The following is a 19,386-nucleotide window of genomic DNA, read 5'->3' as shown; positions in this document are numbered from 1 at the left end:
CTGGGAAAGTACGCGGCGATCGCCGTTCGATGCCGTGAGACGGTCGCTAGTTCGCGGTTCAGCGACTGCGGGCCGACCTGGCGGGCGACGCCACCAGAGCAGCCAGTTCCCCGATCGCTCGCCGTACGGCCCCGTCTTCGAGCGGCGCGTCGGCGTCCGGAACGGGCACGAGGCGGTCGGTCCCGAGCAGCCGATGCGCGCCCGCCGGAACCGACGCGGTGCGGGTGACGGCTCCAGCGAGCACGGGCGTTCCCAGCGCCTCGGCCATCGCGGCGGTCTTGGCAGCGTTGCGCAGGCTGGCGGGCGCGGCCGTCGAGACCAGCACGACGCCGTCGGCGACCCGAAGCGGCCGAGCGGCGTCGCGTCCGGCGCCGGCCGGACAGTCGACCAGCACCGGCGCTCTCCCGTTCCCGTCGCGTACGATTTCGAGCGCTCGATCCTGTCGGGCCTCGGATTCGCCGGTCGGCGCCGGGAGGACGCCGATCCGCGGGTCGCCGACGAACTGTGCGAGCGCGCGCGGCGACGGGGCGTCCTGCAGCGCCGCGAGCGACGGCGTCGACGCCGCGCCGGCCAGCGCGTGGAGGTTCGGCATGTCCCAATCGGCGTCGGCCACGAGCGGCGTCGCGTCGCCTCGCTCGGCGAGCGCGCGAGCCAGCGCTACCGTCGTCGTGGTCTTGCCACAGCCGCCCTTGCCGCCGGCGATCGCGATCACGCCGGGTCTGGCGCGGTATCGTACAAAAACGTCCGGCCGAGATCGCTCGGCGGCGGCCTCGGTCACGGGTCGACGCGCACCGTCACTCGTCGGTGCCCGTCGGTTCGAGACTCCGATCGTCCGCGGCGTCGCGGTCGGTCGACGCCGATCCGTCCGCGGCGTCGCTGTCGGTCGACGCCGTGGCATCCGACTCGCGGTGGCCGTCGCCGATCTCGTCGACGACGCGCTCGTGGAAGTTCCGGAGGACGGCGCTCTCGTCTTCCGCGAGCACGACGTCGCTGGCCATCAGCGTCGCGAGGCCGAACGCGCGCGGCGACGGCGAGTCGACCGACCGGCGGACGACCTCGATCTCGCCCGAGCGGATCCCGCCGAGCACGGTCTCGATCCCCGCGAGGTTCAGCTTGTCCTCGAGGATCTCGCGGTAGGTCTCCTCGATGACCGCGAACTCCTCGAGATCTTGGGCGAACCCCAGCAGCATCTCGCTGGAGACTTGCTGCTGGCTGGCGGACTTCTCTGTTCCCTTGTAGCGCTTGAGGATCATCAGCGAGCGGGTGGCGTTGATGCGGAAGTACCGCTGGAGCAGGTCCGTCTCGTCGAGGCTCGCACGCAACAGCTCGCGGGCGTCGTCGGGATCGAGGTCCTCGATGATCCCAACGATGTCGATCTTCCTGTTCAGCGGCATCGAGAGCGTGAAGCCGTTGTCCGCGACCGCGACCGAGACGTTGGCGTTGGCCGCCTGCGCGCACCGATAGGCCAGCAGGCGCGAGAGCCCCTCGTTGAACCGGCGGCCGTAGTTCGAGTGGACGTAGTAGTTGCGCTCGTACTCGTCGTGATCCCGTTCGACCTCGATCGCCAGCCGGTCGGCCGTGCTGACGCTCTCGACGCCCGCGTACCTGATCTGCTGGTCGAACATCCGCGCGAGCGCGCGGACGCTGTCGTCGTCCAGCGGAAAGTCGCGAAGCCAGTGTCGGACCGACGCCGCGCCGCCCGCGTCGTAGCGATCGAGTAACTCGCCCTGGAACTCCAGTATCTCTCGACCGAGATCGTACGCCAGCGGGAGTCGCTCGGAGTACCACGAGGGCACCGTCGGCGCCGCGCTCGTCCGGTCGACGTACACCTTCGACCCCCGACGGTAGCGGTACTCGAAGTTGCTGCCCCCGAGGACGAACACGTCGCCGGCTTCGAGCGTGTCGAGGTACTCCTCGTCCAACTGGCCGACCCACTCGTCGCTCGCGCGGGTGAACACGTCGCAGCTGAACGAATCGGGAATCGTCCCGATGTTGGTCATGTAGATGACGCGCGCGAGCCGCCCGCGCTTGCCGATCAGCGGCTCGCCGACGGGAAACTCCTCGTAGTGGTGCTCGCCGTCGGGCGGATCGTTCGCGTCTCGCCAGATCTTCGCGTACACGTTCCGGTCTTCCATCCCTTCGTAGTCGGCGGTGAGATACCGGGCGAGCTGTTCCCAGTCGGCGTCGTCGTAGTTCCGGTAGGGGTACGCTCGCCGGAGGATGCCGACTACCTCGCTCTCCGGGCGGATCTCGGCGATCGCCATGCCGTACACCTGCTGGGCGGCCACGTCCTGGGCGTTCTCGGGGATCGAGACGCCGTCGACGAACCCCTCGTCGGCCTTCTTGAGCATCACCGCGCACTCGACCAGCTCGTCGCGGTCGAGCGCGATCACCCGCCCGGTCACCGTCTCGCCGACGCGGTGGCCCGCTCGCCCGACCCGCTGGAGCAGGGCGGCGACCGATTTTGGGCTGCCGACCTGCACGACCAGATCGACGTGGGGCATGTCGATGCCGAGCTCCAGGCTCGTCGAGGACGTCACCACGTCGAGCGAGCCGTCCTTGAGCCGCTCCTCGACGTCCTCGCGGACCTCCTTCGAGAGGCTGCCGTGGTGGCACGCGGAGTTGTCCTCGTCGTAGTCGTCGAAGCGCTCGCGCAGGTTGTGGAGCATTCGCTCGGCGCCCGAGCGGGTGTTGGCGAACACGAGCGTGTTCGTGTGCTCGCGGATCTGGTCGTGGAGTCGCTCGTAGAACCGCTCCTGGATCACGTCGCGAGGCGTGTGGATCAGATCGTCGGTCGGACACTGGAGTTCGACGTCGAACTCGCGGGCGAACCGCGCGTCGACGATCTCGTAGTCGCGGGACGGGCCGCTCGGCGTCTCGCGGCCGACCAGAAACTCGGCGACGTCGTCGAGGGGTTCGATCGTCGCCGAGCAGCCGATCCGGGTCGGCGAGCTCTCCGCGAGCGCTTCGAGGCGTTCGAGGCTGACCGAGAGGTGCGTCCCGCGCTTGCCCGCGGCCAGCGAGTGGATTTCGTCGACGACGACGTACTCCACGGTTCGGAGCTTCTCGCGGAACTTCGGCGAGTTCAGCAGGATCGCGAGCGTCTCCGGCGTCGTGTTGAGGATGTGCGGCGTCTCCTCCAACATCTTCCGGCGCTCGCTGTCGGACGTGTCGCCGTGTCGGATCGCGTGGCGGATGCGAGAGACGGCAGCCGCGTCGTCGACGACGCCGTCGCCGGCGTCGCTGTCGTCGCCAGCCCCGCCGTGGCGCCGCTGTGCTACCTCGCGGATCCCCTCCAGGGGCTCGGTCAAGTTCCGGTGAATGTCGTTGGCCAGCGACTTTAGCGGCGAGACGTACAGGCAGTAGACCGAGTTATCGAGCCCTTCCTCGCGCTCGCGGCGGAACAGCTCGTCGATGATCGAAGTGAAACTGGCCAGCGTCTTCCCGCTCCCCGTCGGTGCGCAGATCAGCGCGTTCTCGCCCTCGTGGATCAGCGGGACGGCGCGTTCCTGGGGCGGCGTGAAGAAGCCCCCGTTCTCCTCGACGTAGGCGCCGAACTGATCGATCCACCACTCCTGGACCGACGGTTCGAGCAGGTCGAGAACGTCCCCGTCTGCGACCGTCGCCGGATCGGCATCGATGCCGTCCGCCGATTCCAGCCGCTCTCTCCATCCCATCAGGGATCACTCGGGACCAGCCACCTAAGTGCGTTTGGTCCCCGATCCTCGGGGTGCGGCGTGCTACGACCCCGTCTTCGAGGGGTTCACTCGGAGTTCTCGTCTGCTGCGTCGGCGTCGTCGACATCGTCGCCGCCGCGGACCAGCGCCTCGCCCGCCTGGGCTCCGCTCTGGGTTTCGAGGCGTCGTTCGATCAACGCCTCGAAGTCCGGCGTCGTGTCGTACTCGTCCCGACAGCGGAGCGCGACCCGCCCGCTATCGGTCACCTCGTACAGTCCCGACCGCTCGGCCGGCCCGATCTTCCGGACCAGTCCGTAGTCGTCGAGTACCGGTAGCCGGTTGTTGACGTTCTTCCGACTCTTTCCGGTGATCTGGGCGAGGTTCGGCGCGACGTTACGCCCGTACGCGTGCAGCGCTTCGAGAATCAGGAAATCTGTTGGTTGACGGAGTTTCACGGTGTCGCTCCCTGCAACACTGTACGTTCCGCTTCTGATAAGTAAGCTCCCCTTTTCTCCCGCCAGAAATGCGCAAAGATAAAACCGATCACAATTGCCATCGGTAATTATAAGTGGAAATCACCACATGACATCTTCATGGCCGGCGACGCCGCAGTTCGCCGCGATCGAGGAACCCGTTCGGCAGCGGCCACGGTTCTACCCGGCCACGGAACGGTCGTGTCAGAGCACCGCACGTGCGGTTCGCGACGCGGGAGGAATCTACTGTGACTGAACAGGTTTCGGCAGAGCCACTATCGGCAGTGCGTGACGGCGGGACTCGGAGCGAGCCGGGGCGTATCGCTGTCGCCGCCGACATCGACGACGCCGACCGGATCGCCGCGATGGCTCCCGAGGAGTGTTCAGTTTTGCTGGGCTCGCCCGGCTGCGTCGACGGCGTCGACCTCTGGATCGTCGACGAATCCGCGCTCGACCGGCTCGACGGGTCGTTTTCGGACGTCGACGGCACCGATCCGTCGGTCCTGTTGGTCGTCGACGACGACCGGCTGTCGGACGAGCGCTGGTCGACGATCGACGACGTCGTCCGACGGCCGCTTCGGCCGCCTGTCGTTCGCCGACGGATCGAGAACGTACTCGGCAGTCCCCGGTCGGACGCCGCTACGACCGCGACGTCTGCGACCGAGCGCGTGGGGATCGACTGCGTCGCTCATCCGGTCGTCACGGCGACTATCGAGGACGGCGAGCGTATCGTGCGCGGCGTCAACCCGGCCTTCGAGGAGGTGTTCGGCTACGACGCCGACGCCGTCCTCGGAGAGCAACTCTCGGAGTGGGTCGTCTCGCCTGACGAACGGGCGGAGGCCGCCGATCTGGTCCAGCAGGTCGAAAACGGCACCGCGGTCGAGCAGATCGTCACGCGCCGGACGGCGACCGGCCGCCGCGACGTGGCGCTCAAGATGCTCCCGGTGGCCGGCGACGACGCCGACGCGTTCGTCTGTTACGACGACGTCACCGACGAGCAGTGCCGAAAACAGCAGGTGACGGTTCTCAATCGCGTTCTGCGACACAACATCCGGAACGGAATGAACGTGATCCTCGGCAACGCCGAGATGCTGGCCGAGCGGGTCGACGATTCGACGGCGGTCGCGGCGGCCCGCGCGATCGAAGACGCGGCCGACGATCTCGTCGAACTCGGCGAGACCGCCGGCTCCCTCCAGACGACGTGGGACGGAACGGATCGGAACGCTCTCGACGCGGTACGGCTGGTCGATCGCGTCCGAACCGATCTGCGCTACGACTCGTCGACGCCCGAGATCCGGATCGAGGCGCCCGAGAGCTGCCCGGTCCTCGCCGACGCGCATCTGGAGACGGCGGTCCGGGAGCTCTGCGAGAACGCGATCCGGTACGCCCGGGAAGGCGCCCCGGTCGTCGTGCGCGTCGCGCAGGACGGCGATCGGACCGAGATCACCGTCTGCGACCGCGGCCCGGGACTGCCGGAAGCCGAACGATCGGTGCTCCGGGGCGACGACGAGACGCCGCTGGAACACGGTAGCGGACTGGGGCTTTGGATCGTCAACTGGATCGTCACCAGTCTGGGCGGCGAGATTTCCGTCGCCGATCGCGAGCCGACCGGGACGGCCGTAACCCTGTCGCTGCCGGCCGGTCAGCGTCCGGCCGACCGTCCGCCCGTCGAGGCCACCCGCTGACGCCGCTCCGGCTGACGACCGAAATTCCCGTCGACGGCATCGGGGGGTTCCGGTGCAGTTGCGGCGCAACTGGTCGGTACCTTTATTCTCACGCTGCCCGTTAGCTACACCTCGAATGGACGGTATCGCCGTTTCTCGGAGTGGGGTGTCCGGGACGTGAACGTTGCTTTCGAGCCGTTATCCGAGCCCGGTCTGGAGCTGATCGATCCGATCGAGCGGGTCCGCTACTCGCTGTTGACGGACGCGCCCGTCGTGCCGTCGACGGCCGATCCCGACGCGTTCCGGTTCCCGGTCGACGACGCCGTCGCGATCGAGTGCTCGTCGATCACGCTCCCGACGGTGGCGCCCGTCATCGTCAGGGACGAGGCGGGCGACGTCGTCGCGAGCGCCGAGCACTTCTCCCACGAGGAGCTCCCGGAGGGAACCTACAGCATGGAGGTGTCCGTCCAGCTTCGGATCTACCTCCGGGTCGAGAGCGACGTGACGATCTCCTCGGAGACCGAGCGGACTTCGATCGAGTTCGGCGAGCCCACCCGGGTCGTCGTCGGTGGCCGGTCGAAGCACGAACAGCCCGCGGCGACGCTGACGACGACCGACGCTCCGGAAGACATCATGCGCACCGTGACGGCGCTGAGTTCGTCGCTCAAGACGACGACCCCCGAGCGCTCGCTGCCGACGCTGCGCGGGCATCCGCCCGCGATCGAACTCGGCGACGAACTCTCGATTCCCGAGACAATCGAGCCCGCCGACACCGGCGTCGCGATCGAACTGCCGCCGACGTACCGCTACATCTACCCCGCGGCGACGCTGGCGTACTACCTCGGCGCCGAGATGGTGCCGGGCGACGCGCCCCGCATCGTCACCGACGACGGGTTCGAGTACGATCTCGACGGGCCGGGCGGCTTCGAGTCCGAAGTCGTTCGCGTGCTCAAGCAGGTGTTCTTCCTCGACTGTGTCACCCGCACCGAGGGGCTGTACCCGATCGATCTCCACGAGCGCCAGCGCCTGGAACGCGAGGTCGACCTCTCGTTTGCCGAACTGTACGAGGCGCCGCTGCGCGAGCAACTCGAAGCCTATCTCGACGTCCCCTACGACGCCGTCGAGGAGCTGTTACCCCAGTGGAAGCTGACGACGCACGTCTCGCCCACGCCCGAGAGCATCGAGACGCTGCCGTATCTGGTCAACGACCTCGCGGTCATCCGGACCGCCGAGCCACAGCAGGTGTCGGCGTCGTCGGTCGAAGAGACGGGGATGGGAGCGTACACTCGCGGCGCGGCCGAGTCGTCCGGCGGCGCCAGCGGCGGCGAGAACACCTACGTGCAAGTGGAGTCCGACGACGCCATCGAGCAGGCGTGGGTCGGCGACGAGACGCCGATCGGCGTCAGCAAGGCGACGCCGGAAGCCTATCGCAACCGCTTCGATCGCGACCCTTCGACCGGCGACATCGCGATCACGGTCGTCTGCAACGACGACCGCATGGACAAGGAGCGCGACATCGTCGACGAGGTGTACGGCTCCCGCGCGGACCTCCCGTTCGAGGTGTCCGTCGAGCGCGACCTGCGGACCGACGAACTCGCCGACGTGCTCGCCGAACCGGCGGAGTTTCTCCACTACGTCGGTCACATCGACGACGCCGGATTCCGCTGCGCGGATGGCACGCTCGACGCCGACACGCTCGACGACGTCGGCGTCGACGCGTTTCTGCTCAACGCCTGCCAGTCGTACGACCAGGGCGCGAAGCTGATCGAGGCCGGCGCGATCGGCGGCATCGCGACGCTCAGCGACGTGATCAACAGCGGCGCCGTCCGCATCGGCTCGACGGTCGCACGCCTGCTGAACTGCGGGTTCCCGCTCCGGGCGGCCCTCGAAGTCGCGAAGGGCGAGAGCATCGTCGGCAGCCAGTACCTGGTGATCGGCGACGGCGGGCTCACGATCGCGCAGGCCGAGAGCGGGACGCCGATCTTGACACACGTCGAATCAAGCGGCGGTGAATATGAAATCACGTTTGAGGCGTTTGCTACCACGTCTGGTGGTATGGGCGGTATGTTTATGCCGATTATCGAGTCTAACAAGACGTTCTACCTGAACTCCGGGGCCATCGGAACCATGACTGTCTCGGAAGAAGAACTCTTTCAGACGCTACAGTTAGAGAACGTCCCTGTTAGGATTTCCGAAGAATTACACTGGAGCAGCGAACTTTCTGCTGAAACTCTGGACTTTTAATCGATCGTCATTCCGATCGCCGCCGCTGCACTTCCAACTTGCGTCAGCGCCACCAGCGCAGCGAACAGCACGCCGGCCAGCCGCGGGTGATTTTTGAGGAACGACGCCATCTGGGTGCTATTGCCATCGGACATGGTACATGGCTACAAAAATGGGGAGAGAATATAAAAATATTTAAAATATAGATACACTAAACAAAGTGGATTTTGTATTGTGCTCTAGAAAACATATTCTTGGCAGCGCTAGCGGTCGTATAACCGCCGGAGAACGCGTAGTTCCGAGTTAGCTACAGAAAGTTGCGACTACCGAAGACGGTGCTATCTGCAATGGCGGCTCGTCACTGACTCGATCGGACGACCCACTTGCCGTCGAATCGCTCGACGACGCCGTCGAACAGCGCCGCGAGCGTGTTGAGGTCTCGCGGTTCGTGGGCGGTGGGATCGACGTGGAAGTGCGCGACGGCGTCGGCCGCGCTGACACGACCCGCGAGCACGTGGAGAAAGCGGAACGCGCGTTCGAGATCCGTGTGGTTCAGGAGTTCGGTCAGCGAGTGAAAGCAGACGATCGTCTCGCCGCCCTCGGACGGTGCGTCGGACAGAAAGCCGCTGATCTCGATCCCGATCTCGGACAGGTCCGCGGGATCGGTGACCGAGGCGACGTCGACATCGCTCCGCGCCGAGCGTAGCTCGCCGTGATCGCCGACCGCGAGCAGGCGCTTTCGCCCCGTCGCGGGGTGGTTCGAGAGTCGGTCCAGACAGTCCGCGGGATCGGAAGCAAATTCCGCGACGAGTACGTCGCCGGTCGGATCCGCAGTCGTGGCGAGATCCGTACAGAGCCGCGGCGGCGAGTCCTCGCCCGCGGCGTAGACGAGGACGCTCGATCCGGGGTCGAGCGTACCCGGAACGACGTCCTTACGGGGCGTCTTCGGTTCACGTCCGGCCATAGCGGAGGCACGTGATCGACACTCATATAACTATCCGTACGGCGAAACAATTCGTGACGAAGGACTATTATCGTGCCTTCCAAGGACACACACATGGAGGAGACGACCGGGCACGACACCGATGAGCGAGGCTCATCGAGCCCTCGTTCGCGGGCTCGTCACGACGCCGAGCGCGTCACGCTCGCGCGCCTGCCTTCCGGGGTCGAGATCGCGACGACCGTCCACCGCTACGACGGCGCCGAGGACGGGCCGACGGTGTACGTGCAGGCGGCCCAGCACGGCCGGGAGATCAACGGCTCGGAGGTCCTCCGGCGAGTCCACGATCGACTCGACCGCGGTTCGCTCGCCGGGACGGTGATCGCGGTGCCCGTGGCGAATCCGCTGACGTTCGACCGCGTCTCCTACACCGCGCCGGCGGCGCTCGACAGCGTCAACCCGAACATGAACCGCGTCTGGCCGGGCAATGCGGAGGGGTCGCTTCACCAGCGAATGGCCGCCCGGCTCTGGGAGTACGCCGGCGAGGCCGACGTCATCGTCGACCTGCACACCGGCAGCCCGAACATGCTGCCCCACGTCGTCTACGCTCAGGGGGACGCCGACGCGCGCTCGCTCGCCGCCGCGTTCGGGACCGACCTGCTGCTCGCGGAACCGGCCGGTGACGACGCGCCCGACGAGTGGCGCGATCGCGGCTTCGACGGAAAGCTCCGCGTCGCGGCAGCTCGCGAGGAGATCACCGCGATCACGCCGGAGCTCGCCCACAACAAGCAGCTGGTCGAATCCGCCATCGAGACGGGCGTCACCGGTCTGTTGAACGTGCTTCGGCAGCTGGACGTGCTCCCGGGCGAGATCGTCGACAACGGAACGCCGCGGCGGGCACGGAACCACCTCGGGAGCGTCGACGCCGAGGCGTCGGGGCTGTTCCGGATCACCGGCGAGTTCGCGGTCGGCGACAGGATCGCCCAGGGAACGACGATCGGAACGGTGTACGACCCGGCGACCTACGAGTCGCTCCAGACGGTCCAGTCGGGGCAGGACGGCGTTCTCTACGCGCTCCGGCGCGAAGCGACCGTGACGGCGGGCGATCGGCTCGCGGGCGTGGCGGTAGTGGAATGACGGCGCGGCGACCTCGCCGTCAGTGCGCTCAGAAGATGTTGGCCTGCCGGTAGACGTTGATTCCGTCGTTGGTGATCTCGTAAGGCTTGGTCTCGCGGGAGTGGTTGGCGTCGCGGATCTTCTGGATCTCGATCGCCAGCCGCGTCTCCCGGAAATCGGAGGGGCGGACGTACTGGAGGACGAACACGGCGTCGGTCAGGTACTCGACGATGCCGTGTCGGGACGCGAACGCCGAGTCCTCGCTGGCCTCGCTGGTCAGCAGCGTCGTGACGCCGGCGTCCTTGAGGCTCCGCGTGAAGTCGTAGATCTCGTTGCGCCGCACCGCCCGATCGTCGTACATCATCTCCAGCAGCGACACCGAGTCCAGCACCAGCCGCGAGGCGCCGAAGTCGCTGATCAGCCGCGGCAGCTCGCTGCGAATGCTCTGGAGGCTGTTGGCCATCTCGACGGGGTCGATGTCGACGACCGCGAGCTGGCCCTCCTCGGCGTACTCGTCGAACGCGAACCCCTTCTCGGTCGCGCTGCGGATCACCCGACTCCGGGATTCCTCTAACGTGATGTACACCGCGCGCTCGCCCTGCTGGAGCCCTCGGTCGAGAAACTGGAGCCCGAGCGTCGTCTTCCCCGTACCGGCGCTACCGATCGCTACCATCAGCGAGCGCGCCGGGACGCCGCCCTGAATCATCGCGTCCAGCCCCTCGACGCCGAGTTCGATCCGAGGAATATCGGACTCGTAGCCCTCGTCCTGCTGCTCGAAATCCGCGCCGCTCCCGGGCGCCCCGACGTCGCCGAGGTCTCCCAGCGCGCCGAAGTCGTCGGTCGCCATGTCGAACTCGCCGCCGCCCTCGCCGAACTCGCCAGGGGCGGGCGAGCCGTCCCCGAATCCACCGCTCCCCGTACTGCCTCCCGGCGTGCTGCCGCCGGGCGAGCTGCTAGCGGGCTGGCTGTCGCCCGGAATGTCCGGTGCGTCGCCGAGCGCCGAGGCGAAGTCGGTGTCGAATAGCTCGCCGTCGTTGTCCTGTTCATCGGACGATTCGTCGTCGTCCTGTTCGTCGGACGATTCGTCGTCGCTCGTGGGGTCGCCCGTCTTCGGTACGTCGTCGAATCCGGCGTCGGGATCGTCTCCAACCTCGTCGGTCATGTCGGCGAACGCCGACGCCAGATCGTCGGCGCCCCGCTCGGCAGTCTCCGTTCGCTCCGTCGCGTCCGGATCGACCACCGCCTCGTCGTGGCCGTCCGGAGCCCACTCGCCCGAGAAGAGATCCTCGCCGGCGTCCTCGGCGTCGCGAAGCGCCCGTTCGAACCAGTCGTCGGCTGGCGCGTCGTCGCCGCTTGCCTCCGACTCGCCGTCCTTCGGCTCGCTTTGGGTCGGATCGTCCGCCCGGTCGTCACTCACCGCGGCCACCTCTCAGGCAACTATAACACGTGCCCGTCTGAGGAGTTCCCCACACCCTCGACTCCGGGCGGCAGCTACGGAGGATGCCGAGCGTCGAGCGATGGGAAAGGCTGGTCATGATCTAGTAGATGTGGGACCCGTCCGGCGTACTACTCCGTTCGGGCCGTGTGCTACTCCGAAACCATTCGCCCCAGCCAAATTAAGGTTGCTGCCGGGGCCGTACGAGCGGTCGTCGACTTCCCCGGACCCTTCGCGGCCCGCGCGGGCGCCGATCGACGCCGTCGCGACGCCAACGGGGAGTTTTTCAGCCCCCGGCGCAACGTCGAAGACATGAACGTCGGGATCGTCGGCCAGAAGGGCAACGAGCAAGCCGCCTCGCTCGCCCGAAAGATCGCCGTCACGCTTCGAGACGACGGCGTCGCGGTGCGGCTCGACGAGGCCACCGCCGCCGCGCTCGACCGCCCCGGAACGGACGTCTCGGCGATGGCCGACTGCGATCTCGTGGTGTCGATCGGCGGCGACGGGACGTTTCTATACGCCGCACGCGGCGCCGGAACGACGCCGATCATGGGCGTCAATCTCGGGGAGGTCGGCTTCCTCAACGCGGTCGCACCGGTCGACGCCGTCGACGCCGTCACCGCCGAGGTGGCGCACGTCCGCGAGACCGGCGACGTGCGGGCGCGGGAACTCCCCCGACTTCGCGCGAGTAACGGCGACTGGACGCTGGAGCCGGCGATCAACGAGGTCGTCGTTCAGGGACCCCAGCGCGGCCACGGCAACGGCGCCGAACTCACGGTGCGCGTCGACGGCGCGACGTACTCGACCGGCCACGCCGACGGCGTACTCGTCGCGACGCCGACGGGCTCGACCGCCTACAATCTCAGCGAGGGCGGACCGCTGGTCCATCCGGAGGTGCCGGCGATCGCCGTCACCGAGATGTGCGGCGCCGAGTCGATGCCGTCGCTCGCGGTCGACGTCGACGTGGACGTCGCCATCGAACTGACCGACGCACCGAGCGGATACGTCATCAGCGACGGTCGGACGCGGCGCGAGATCGACGCCGGCACCACGGTCACCGTCACGGCTGCCGAGGAACCGATACGGATCGCCGGGCCGCGAGCGGACTTCTTCGAGGCGCTCGGAAAGCTGCAGTGAGCCGGCAGCCGCAGGTTCGCGTTGCCGCCGCTGGTCGGGTCGTGAGCGACGATATTCGCGCTATCGAAAGGCCTAATCGCGTACCGTAGTAACGTCGACTCAATGAGTGAGCAACTGCCGGACGTACAGGCGACAAGCCCCGACGTGGCGGTGGGGCTGAACCGCGTGGGCGTCACGGGCGTCGAGAAGCTGGTGAAGATCGCGCGACCCGAGCAGCGTCCGATCGTGTTGATGGCCGAGTTCGAGGTGTTCGTCGACCTGCCCTCCTGGCGCAAGGGCGCCGACATGAGCCGCAACATGGAAGTCATCGACGAGACGCTCGAAGCCGCCACCCGCGAGGAGGTCCACCGCGTCGAGGACGTCTGTGGCGACGCCGCCGAACGGCTGCTCGACAAGCACGATTACACCAGCGAGGCGATCGTCTCGATGGAGGCCGAACTCGTCCAGCGCGAACAGACCCCCGCCTCCGACCGGGAGACCCAGAGCACCGTCGACATCCAGGCCAAAGCCACCGCCACAGAGGAGGGCACCCGCGAGGAGATCGGTGCCACCGTGACCGGCATGACCGTCTGTCCCTGTTCGCAGGGCATGTCCGAGGCCCGGGCACGCCAGAAGCTCGAACAGCTCGGTATCGAGGACGACACCATCGAGGAGTTCCTCGACGAAGTGCCCCAGCCCGGCCACTCCCAGCGGGGCCACGCCACGCTGGCCGTCGAGAGCGACGGCGCCCCCAACGTCGACCTGACGACCCTCATCGACGTCGCCCGGGACTCGATGAGCGCGCGCATCTACAACCTCGCCAAGCGCCCCGACGAGGATCACATGACCTACCAGTCCCACGCCGACGCCAAGTTCGTCGAGGACTGCGTCCGCGCGATGGCCGACGGCGTCGTCGACCAGTTCGATCAGCTACCGGACGATGCCGTCGTCACGATGAAACAGTCCAACGACGAGTCCATCCACCAGCACAACGCACACGCCGAGCGACGCGTCGAGATGGAACAGCTTCGAGACGAAGTACAGAACTGAACGCCGGCGTTCGTCCACCAGCCGATTTCGACGGAGAGCTTCCCGCCCCCGATCTCGACGGTTGTAATTTTCATATCGGTGCCAGGAATAACCGAAACAGGATTTGACAGTTCGGGAGACCGTCGTACGAGTATGCTCTCCGTCGACGACATCGAAGATCAGATCCGATAGCCCGTCGGATCCGACCTCCGCGCGATCATCGCGTACGACGGCCGCGAGTACGACTGTTCGCTCCGCGACGATCTGGCGGAGCGGTATTCCGAGTCGGAGATCAGGCGGGTCGTCAACCGATCGATCGGTCCTTCAGTTGGGCGTCAGGGATCGCCCTTCGAGCCTGAAGATGGGCGCCCTCGACGCCCTCGTCAGGACGTACGAAGACGCCTGGCTGGTCGGCTGTCCGGCCCCGAACCGGCGAAAGGCGGGCGTGCTGGTTTCCGTCGAGCGGGACGGCGGGGACGCCACGCTCGCGGCTGTCGACGAGTGCATTCGGGCGCTTGAAGACCCTGTTCGCAAAGAGGCCGTGTAGTTCCAGCAACCGCGGCGTCCTAAAACGACAGCGTCTCGGCTGCCTGCCACCGCGGGACGAACTCGTCGTGGACGTCCGCCGCGAACTCGGGGTCTTTCAGGTCGATCATCGCGAACGCCTCGTCGACCGCGAGCGGGTGGGGTACCTGGACGCAGACCTCGACGCCGTCGAGGACGTTGAACGTCCCCGTCACGTCCGGGCTGACGCGCACCTCGTAGTTCTCCGACGGCGAGAGCGTCTGGCGGTGGCGCCGGCCGACGCTTTCGGGGAGCGAGTCCACGAGGCTGGGCGTCATCAGGACCTTGACGTCGACGCCGCGGTCGATCGCCTGCTCGAACTGCTCGGCGACGAGGTCGCCGATTTCGTCGAGTTCGAACAGCGAGGTCTGGTCCGACGCGACGAACACGATCCGCTCGTCGGCCGCCGAGAGCCGCTCGACGAGCAGGTCCGCGGTCTCGACCGCGCCGACCGCCGCGGTCCAGAACTGCTCCTCGACGGGATCGGCGGCGTCGAGTTCGTCCGAGAGGTCGTCGACGATCTCCTCGTACTGGTCGGCTTTCTCCTCGAGCTCGCGCTTCTTGTCGTCCAGCAGGCGGTCGAGGGCGGTGGCGGGTTCGACCGCGACGTACTTTTTGGGTCGGCTCGCGGTCTGGCTGCGAACGAGGTTGTACTGCTCGATACTGTTGAGAACGTCGTAGATGCGTCCCATGGGCACGTCGCTGGCCCGGGACAACTCTTTGGCGGTTGTGGGACCGGTGTTCAGTAGCGCGCGGTAGGCGCGCGCTTCGTACTCGGACAGCCCGAGGTCCCGCAGACTTGCCATACCGTGCTGTCACTCTCGAAGGGTTATAAACGCACCGGAGGTTTCCAGGGTGCGTCCCCCAGTTCGAGGGCCTGTCGCCGGCGTCACACCGCGTTGGTGGGGCCGCTCAGTCCTGTCCGGACCGTTCGTCGATCAGGGCGCTAACGCGCGCTTCCAGTTGGTCGGGCGTCTCGGCGGGGTCGGACGACACTGCGGCGTTCTCGGGAGCCTGCGAGCGAGGGCTCGACGAACTCGGTTCGTCGGCGTCGGTCACGATCGACGCCGCGGCGGTTCCGGCGTCGATCCCCTCGGCGTCGGGGACGACGACTTTCTCGTGGTCACCCATCCGAAGCGCCGCGCGGTGGAGGTCGGTCCCGGCGTCGTCGGCGATCCGGATCACGAGCGTTCCGTTGAGCAGGCGCGAGGCGGCCGAGCCGTAGCCGGCGACCTGCGGCCCGAAGCGATCCCACGCGCCAGCGAACGCTTCGACCGTCTCGCGGGCGACGTCGCGGTAGCGGTCCTCGTCCGTGAGGACTGCGAGGTCCAGCAGCGCGTCGGCCATCTCGACGTTGCCGTCGAGCGGCCGGAGCGGCCGGTCGAGCAGTCCTTCGCCGCTCGCGGGGCCGTCGCGGAACGAGCCCTCGTCGTGGAGTTCGTCGATCGCGGCGTCCGCGACGCTCCGGGCGAGGTCGATCGGGCGCTCGTCCAGCGCGTCGGGACCCAGCACCTCGCGGGCGGTCGTCAGCGCGGCGACCGTCCGGGCGTGATCGGCCAGCAGGAGCGACTCGCCGACCTCGTCGGCGTTCTCGGGGTCGCGGAAGTGGACGACCTCGCCGTCCTCGATCAGAGTCTCCGCGAGGTAGTCGAGCGCGCGCTCGGCGTACCGGCGTGCGGTATCGTCGTCGGTGTAGGCGTGGTAGGTCAGGAGGGCGTCGGCCGCCAGCGCGTTCCGGTCGGCGAAGTGTGTCGGATCGACCGGCGGCTCGTCGGCGGCCTCGCGGTCGGTCGGCTCGCGGGCGTAGAACTCCGCACCGGGGCCGGCGGACTGACTCCCGGCGAACGCGTCGCCGGTCCACAGCGTCGTGGTGAGGTAGTCGATCGTGTCCGCGGCGGGTTGGCGGTACTCCTCGCGTCCGGTGTAGAGGTAGGCGTTGGCGAACGCGCGCACGATCGCGGCGTTCGTATCGAGCATCTTCTCGTAGTGGGGCTCGCTCCAGTCACCGCCGGCAGCGTACCTGTAAAAGCCGCCCGCGTAGTCGTCGAGCAGGTTCGCGCCCACGGCGTCGAGCGTCCGGACGGCCTGCTCGCGCTCGCGCTTGAGCGCGAACTCGATCGTCCGTGGCATCGGGAACTTGGCGTCGGTCCCCCAGCCGCCGGCCTGCTCGTCGTAGGTCTCGTGGAGCGCGCCCAGAAGCTGCTCCTCGATCCGCGGCGTCAACTCGCCTGCCGGCGTGGCCTCGCCCTGCAGGCTTCGCGGGATTCGGCCGGCCTCGGCGCCCTTGCCGTCCCACATCTTCCGGACGCTGGTGATCACCTGGCGCATCCCGTCGGGAGCGAGATAGCCCGCGCCCGTGAGCTGCTCGCCGCTCGGCGTCAGGAAGACGGTCGAGGGAAAACCGCCCATGTTGTACCGCTCGCGGACGCGCGGGTGCCGGTCGACGTCGACGCGTACGGGGACGAACCCGTCGTTGACGTTGGCGGCGATCCGGGGCTCGCTGTAGGTCTCCTCGTCCATCTCGTGACACCACGAGCACCACGTCGCCGACAGCGACAGCAACACTGGCTTTCCGGCTCGGTCTGCGATCTCGAACGGCTCCGGACCCCACTCGTGCCACTCGACGCGGGTCCGCTCGGCGCTCTCGTCCATGTCTCGGGGTACGCTCGCGCGCTGGTAAGCGCTTCGGGATCTAGCAACAGTCATCACGGTTGGAGGATGTGGTGGACGAGTAGTTGCGGGGAACGCGACTGCGAACGTTCTCTGTGTGCTTTCTCGAACCGTATCGGACGACGACTCTCTGAAAGCCCCCGCCGCGTTCGACCGGTTGCGACTCGCTGCGGTCCTCGCTCCGCTGTGGTCCTTACTTCGTCTCACCGGGTCGAGCGCGGCGGCCCCTTTCATTCCCGAAAGACGCCGAGAGGCGTCTTTCGACCCTCGCGAACCCTTCGGGTTCGCTCAGTCCCCCCGACCGCAACCTCGTCCTCCCCAGCCGATTCGCTCGCTTCGCTCGCTCATCCCTCGCGCGCTGCTGTCTCGCCATGGAGGCTCGACAGCACGCGCCACCGCAACCGCGCGGCCCGGCGCGCCTTGATGGCGCGCCGACGGGGGAGGGCCGGGCCGCGCGTGGTCGCCCCCGGGCGACCCGCGCAATGCGGTCCTGGCGGAATGAAAGGGCGAGGCTCGGTCGCGCCGTCGGGGAGTCGTTCCGGCGGCCCTACCCGAGCGTAGCGAGGGTATCCGCCGGAACGGCCGCGACCGAGCCGAGGGCTTTCGTAGTGTTTTCGTCAGTAGCTGTTGCGGTCACGGTCCCAGAGAGCGGGCCGAAGACGTTCGCGCAGTTCACATCTGTAGACCAATCCAAGCCAACCAATCCCAAACATGCTAGCGCCGGAAATCACGCGAAAGAGGGCGGTGCGATTCGTTGCGTTTAAGTAGGCCACCGGGGAAGGTACGGCTGCAATCAGATGTAGGGGCGTTCGGGTCCCGAGTCCGGAAGGGCGACAGTACAAGCGAGTCGTGGTAGCCAAGCGGCCCAAGGCGCATGGTTGCTAACCATGTGGCGTAAAGCCTCCGGGGTTCGAATCCCCGCCACGACGTGAAGACCGTCGGCCGAAACGTGTACGAGCACGAATCGTCACCGGCGGACCCCAACGCACGTGCCGCAAGGCGCGAGTGCAGATCCAACCCACACATGAGTGCAGAACAACCAGACGAACCCGAAGACGACGAGGACCTTCGGTACTTCGTCCGCATCGGGCAGACCGACCTCGATGGGACGAAATCCGTCGAGCGGTCGCTCATCGAGATGAACGGCATCGGCCGGCGAACGGCCAGAATTATCGCTGAGAAGGCGGGCATCGACCGAACCGCGACGTTCGGCCGACTCGACGACGACGAGATCGATGCGGTCGTCGAGAAAGTCGAGGAGTACGCGGACGAGGTTCCCGAATGGCTCACCAACCGCCAGAACGACTTCTTCTCCGGCGAGACGACGCACAAGGTCGGCAACGACCTGCAGATGAAGCGTCGTCACGACATCAACCGGATGAAGATGATCGACTCCTACAAGGGCACGCGCCACAAGCGCGGCCAGAAGGTGCGCGGTCAGCGGACCAAGTCCACCGGTCGTACGGAGGGCACCATCGGCGTCAACGTCGAGGAGATCCGCGAAGAGCAGGCCGAAGAGGCCGCCGCGGGCGGCGACGACGACGAGGGAGGTGAAGAATAATGCCGCTCGGTAGCAAGACGAAGGCCTACGAGACGCCGAACCATCCGTTCCAGGGCGAGCGCATTTCGTCCGAACACGACCTGGTCGGCCGCTACGGCCTCCGAAACAAGGAAGAGCTCTGGCGCGCCCAGTCCGAGCTTCGCAGCTTCCGTCGGGAGGCCCGCGAACTGCTCGGCCGCACCCAGGGCGACGCCGACGCCGCCGGTCGCGAGGGCGAGGAGTTCCTCGCGCGGCTCAAGCGCTACGGCATCCTGGACGACACTGACGGGCTCGACGATATCCTGTCGCTGGAGATCAACGACGTGCTCGAGCGTCGCCTCCAGACGATCGCCTACCGACGCGGACTGGCGAACACGCCACAGCAGGCGCGCCAGTTCATCGTCCACGGGCACGTCGTCGTCGGCGACCGACGCGTGTCGGTCCCCTCCTACAAGGTCGAGGTCGACGAGGAGGAGACCGTCGAGTTCGACGAGACCAGTCCGCTGGCGGACGAACTCCACCCCGAACGAGCGGAGGAGCAATAACATGGCAGAAAACGAGGGAGACAAGTGGGGCGTAGCCCACGTGCACGCATCGTTCAACAACACGCTCATCACGGTCACCGACCAGACCGGCGCCGAGACGATCGCCAAGTCGTCCGGCGGCGCAGTGGTCAAGCAGAACCGTGACGAGGCATCGCCGTACGCGGCGATGCAGATGGCCGAGACCGTCGCCGAGGAAGTGCTGGCGGCCGGCATCGAGGGCGTCCACGTCCGCGTTCGCGGACCGGGCGGGAACCTCCAGAAGAGCCCCGGCCCCGGCGCGCAGGCGACGATTCGCGCGCTGGCTCGCGCCGGCCTCGAGATCGGTCGCATCGAGGACGTGACGCCGATCCCCCACGACGGCTCTCGCGCGCCCAAAGGCAAGAGCGGATACTAA

17 protein-coding genes and 1 tRNA gene are annotated in these 19,386 nt (G+C 67.3%); 10 read left to right on the top strand and 8 right to left on the bottom strand.

Features of this window, described 5'->3' with window-relative positions:
- Positions 1-58: 58 nt before the first annotated feature.
- The 3 genes from NO931_RS09670 to NO931_RS09660 all read right to left on the bottom strand — a co-directional run bounded on the left by NO931_RS09670 (position 59) and on the right by NO931_RS09660 (position 4,132).
- Positions 59-712, bottom strand: a complete 654-nt coding sequence (locus NO931_RS09670; protein ID WP_256392132.1) for a MinD/ParA family ATP-binding protein — start codon at positions 710-712, stop codon at positions 59-61.
- A gap of 82 nt (positions 713-794) precedes the next feature.
- Positions 795-3,677: an ATP-dependent helicase gene (locus NO931_RS09665; protein ID WP_256392131.1), complete on the bottom strand. Its 2,883-nt coding sequence runs from the start codon at positions 3,675-3,677 to the stop codon at positions 795-797.
- An 86-nt stretch (positions 3,678-3,763) separates the two neighbouring features.
- Positions 3,764-4,132 (bottom strand): winged helix-turn-helix transcriptional regulator, encoded by a 369-nt coding sequence (locus NO931_RS09660; protein ID WP_256392130.1) that lies wholly within the window; start codon positions 4,130-4,132, stop codon positions 3,764-3,766.
- 266 nt (positions 4,133-4,398) lie between these two features.
- Between NO931_RS09660 and NO931_RS09655 the strand changes: the two genes are divergently transcribed.
- The gene (locus NO931_RS09655) at positions 4,399-5,835 is read left to right on the top strand and encodes an ATP-binding protein (RefSeq protein WP_256392129.1); all 1,437 of its coding nucleotides are present in this window, start codon (positions 4,399-4,401) and stop codon (positions 5,833-5,835) included.
- Between the two features lie 156 nt (positions 5,836-5,991).
- Positions 5,992-8,058, top strand: a complete 2,067-nt coding sequence (locus tag NO931_RS09650) for a hypothetical protein (protein WP_256392128.1) — start codon at positions 5,992-5,994, stop codon at positions 8,056-8,058.
- On the opposite strand, the gene NO931_RS09645 is transcribed toward NO931_RS09650, so the two are convergent.
- Both NO931_RS09645 and NO931_RS09640 read right to left on the bottom strand, forming a co-directional pair.
- Complete coding sequence (locus NO931_RS09645) at positions 8,055-8,192, bottom strand: DUF7503 family protein (protein ID WP_256392127.1); 138 nt, start codon at positions 8,190-8,192, stop codon at positions 8,055-8,057. The two genes, NO931_RS09650 and NO931_RS09645, sit on opposite strands and share 4 nt — an antisense overlap.
- A 203-nt stretch (positions 8,193-8,395) precedes the next feature.
- Complete coding sequence (locus NO931_RS09640; RefSeq protein WP_256392126.1) at positions 8,396-9,001, bottom strand: DUF7504 family protein; 606 nt, start codon at positions 8,999-9,001, stop codon at positions 8,396-8,398.
- 93 nt (positions 9,002-9,094) lie between these two features.
- Between NO931_RS09640 and NO931_RS09635 the strand changes: the two genes are divergently transcribed.
- On the top strand, positions 9,095-10,114 hold the full coding sequence (locus NO931_RS09635; RefSeq protein WP_256392125.1) for a succinylglutamate desuccinylase/aspartoacylase family protein: 1,020 nt from the start codon (positions 9,095-9,097) through the stop codon (positions 10,112-10,114).
- A gap of 28 nt (positions 10,115-10,142) precedes the next feature.
- Here NO931_RS09635 and NO931_RS09630 read toward each other — a convergent pair whose 3' ends face one another.
- Positions 10,143-11,333 carry a KaiC domain-containing protein gene (locus tag NO931_RS09630; protein ID WP_445668784.1) on the bottom strand — a complete coding sequence of 397 codons (1,191 nt, stop codon included), beginning with the start codon at positions 11,331-11,333 and terminating at the stop codon, positions 10,143-10,145.
- Positions 11,334-11,840: 507 nt separating this feature from the next.
- Between NO931_RS09630 and NO931_RS09625 the strand changes: the two genes are divergently transcribed.
- From NO931_RS09625 to NO931_RS09615, 3 genes are all read left to right on the top strand, one after another.
- Positions 11,841-12,665 (top strand): NAD(+)/NADH kinase, encoded by an 825-nt coding sequence (locus NO931_RS09625; RefSeq protein WP_256392123.1) that lies wholly within the window; start codon positions 11,841-11,843, stop codon positions 12,663-12,665.
- A gap of 102 nt (positions 12,666-12,767) precedes the next feature.
- Complete coding sequence (gene mptA / locus NO931_RS09620) at positions 12,768-13,694, top strand: GTP cyclohydrolase MptA (RefSeq protein WP_256392122.1); 927 nt, start codon at positions 12,768-12,770, stop codon at positions 13,692-13,694.
- A gap of 340 nt (positions 13,695-14,034) precedes the next feature.
- Complete coding sequence (locus NO931_RS09615) at positions 14,035-14,220, top strand: hypothetical protein (RefSeq protein ID WP_256392121.1); 186 nt, start codon at positions 14,035-14,037, stop codon at positions 14,218-14,220.
- Between the two features lie 19 nt (positions 14,221-14,239).
- On the opposite strand, the gene NO931_RS09610 is transcribed toward NO931_RS09615, so the two are convergent.
- Together NO931_RS09610 and NO931_RS09605 are read right to left on the bottom strand one after the other, a co-directional pair.
- Positions 14,240-15,043, bottom strand: coding sequence for a TrmB family transcriptional regulator (locus tag NO931_RS09610; protein ID WP_256392120.1), 804 nt, complete (start codon positions 15,041-15,043; stop codon positions 14,240-14,242).
- A 106-nt stretch (positions 15,044-15,149) separates the two neighbouring features.
- A complete protein-coding gene (locus tag NO931_RS09605) occupies positions 15,150-16,889 on the bottom strand; it encodes a DUF255 domain-containing protein (RefSeq protein ID WP_256392119.1) in 1,740 nt (579 codons plus the stop codon).
- 864 nt (positions 16,890-17,753) lie between these two features.
- Here NO931_RS09605 and NO931_RS09600 point away from each other — a divergent pair.
- The 4 genes from NO931_RS09600 to NO931_RS09585 all read left to right on the top strand — a co-directional run bounded on the left by NO931_RS09600 (position 17,754) and on the right by NO931_RS09585 (position 19,386).
- Positions 17,754-17,836, top strand: a tRNA-Ser gene (locus NO931_RS09600).
- Between the two features lie 95 nt (positions 17,837-17,931).
- Entirely contained in the window at positions 17,932-18,468 is a 537-nt protein-coding gene (locus NO931_RS09595) for a 30S ribosomal protein S13 (RefSeq protein ID WP_256392118.1), read from the top strand.
- Entirely contained in the window at positions 18,468-18,992 is a 525-nt protein-coding gene (locus NO931_RS09590) for a 30S ribosomal protein S4 (protein ID WP_256392117.1), read from the top strand. The genes NO931_RS09595 and NO931_RS09590 overlap by 1 nt, the downstream gene beginning before the upstream one ends.
- 1 nt (position 18,993) lies before the next feature.
- Complete coding sequence (locus NO931_RS09585; protein WP_256392116.1) at positions 18,994-19,386, top strand: 30S ribosomal protein S11; 393 nt, start codon at positions 18,994-18,996, stop codon at positions 19,384-19,386.

Source organism: Natronoarchaeum rubrum, from assembly GCF_024494695.1.
Note: the sequence above shows the minus strand (reverse complement) of the source record. Positions and strands in the feature narration are given on the sequence as shown.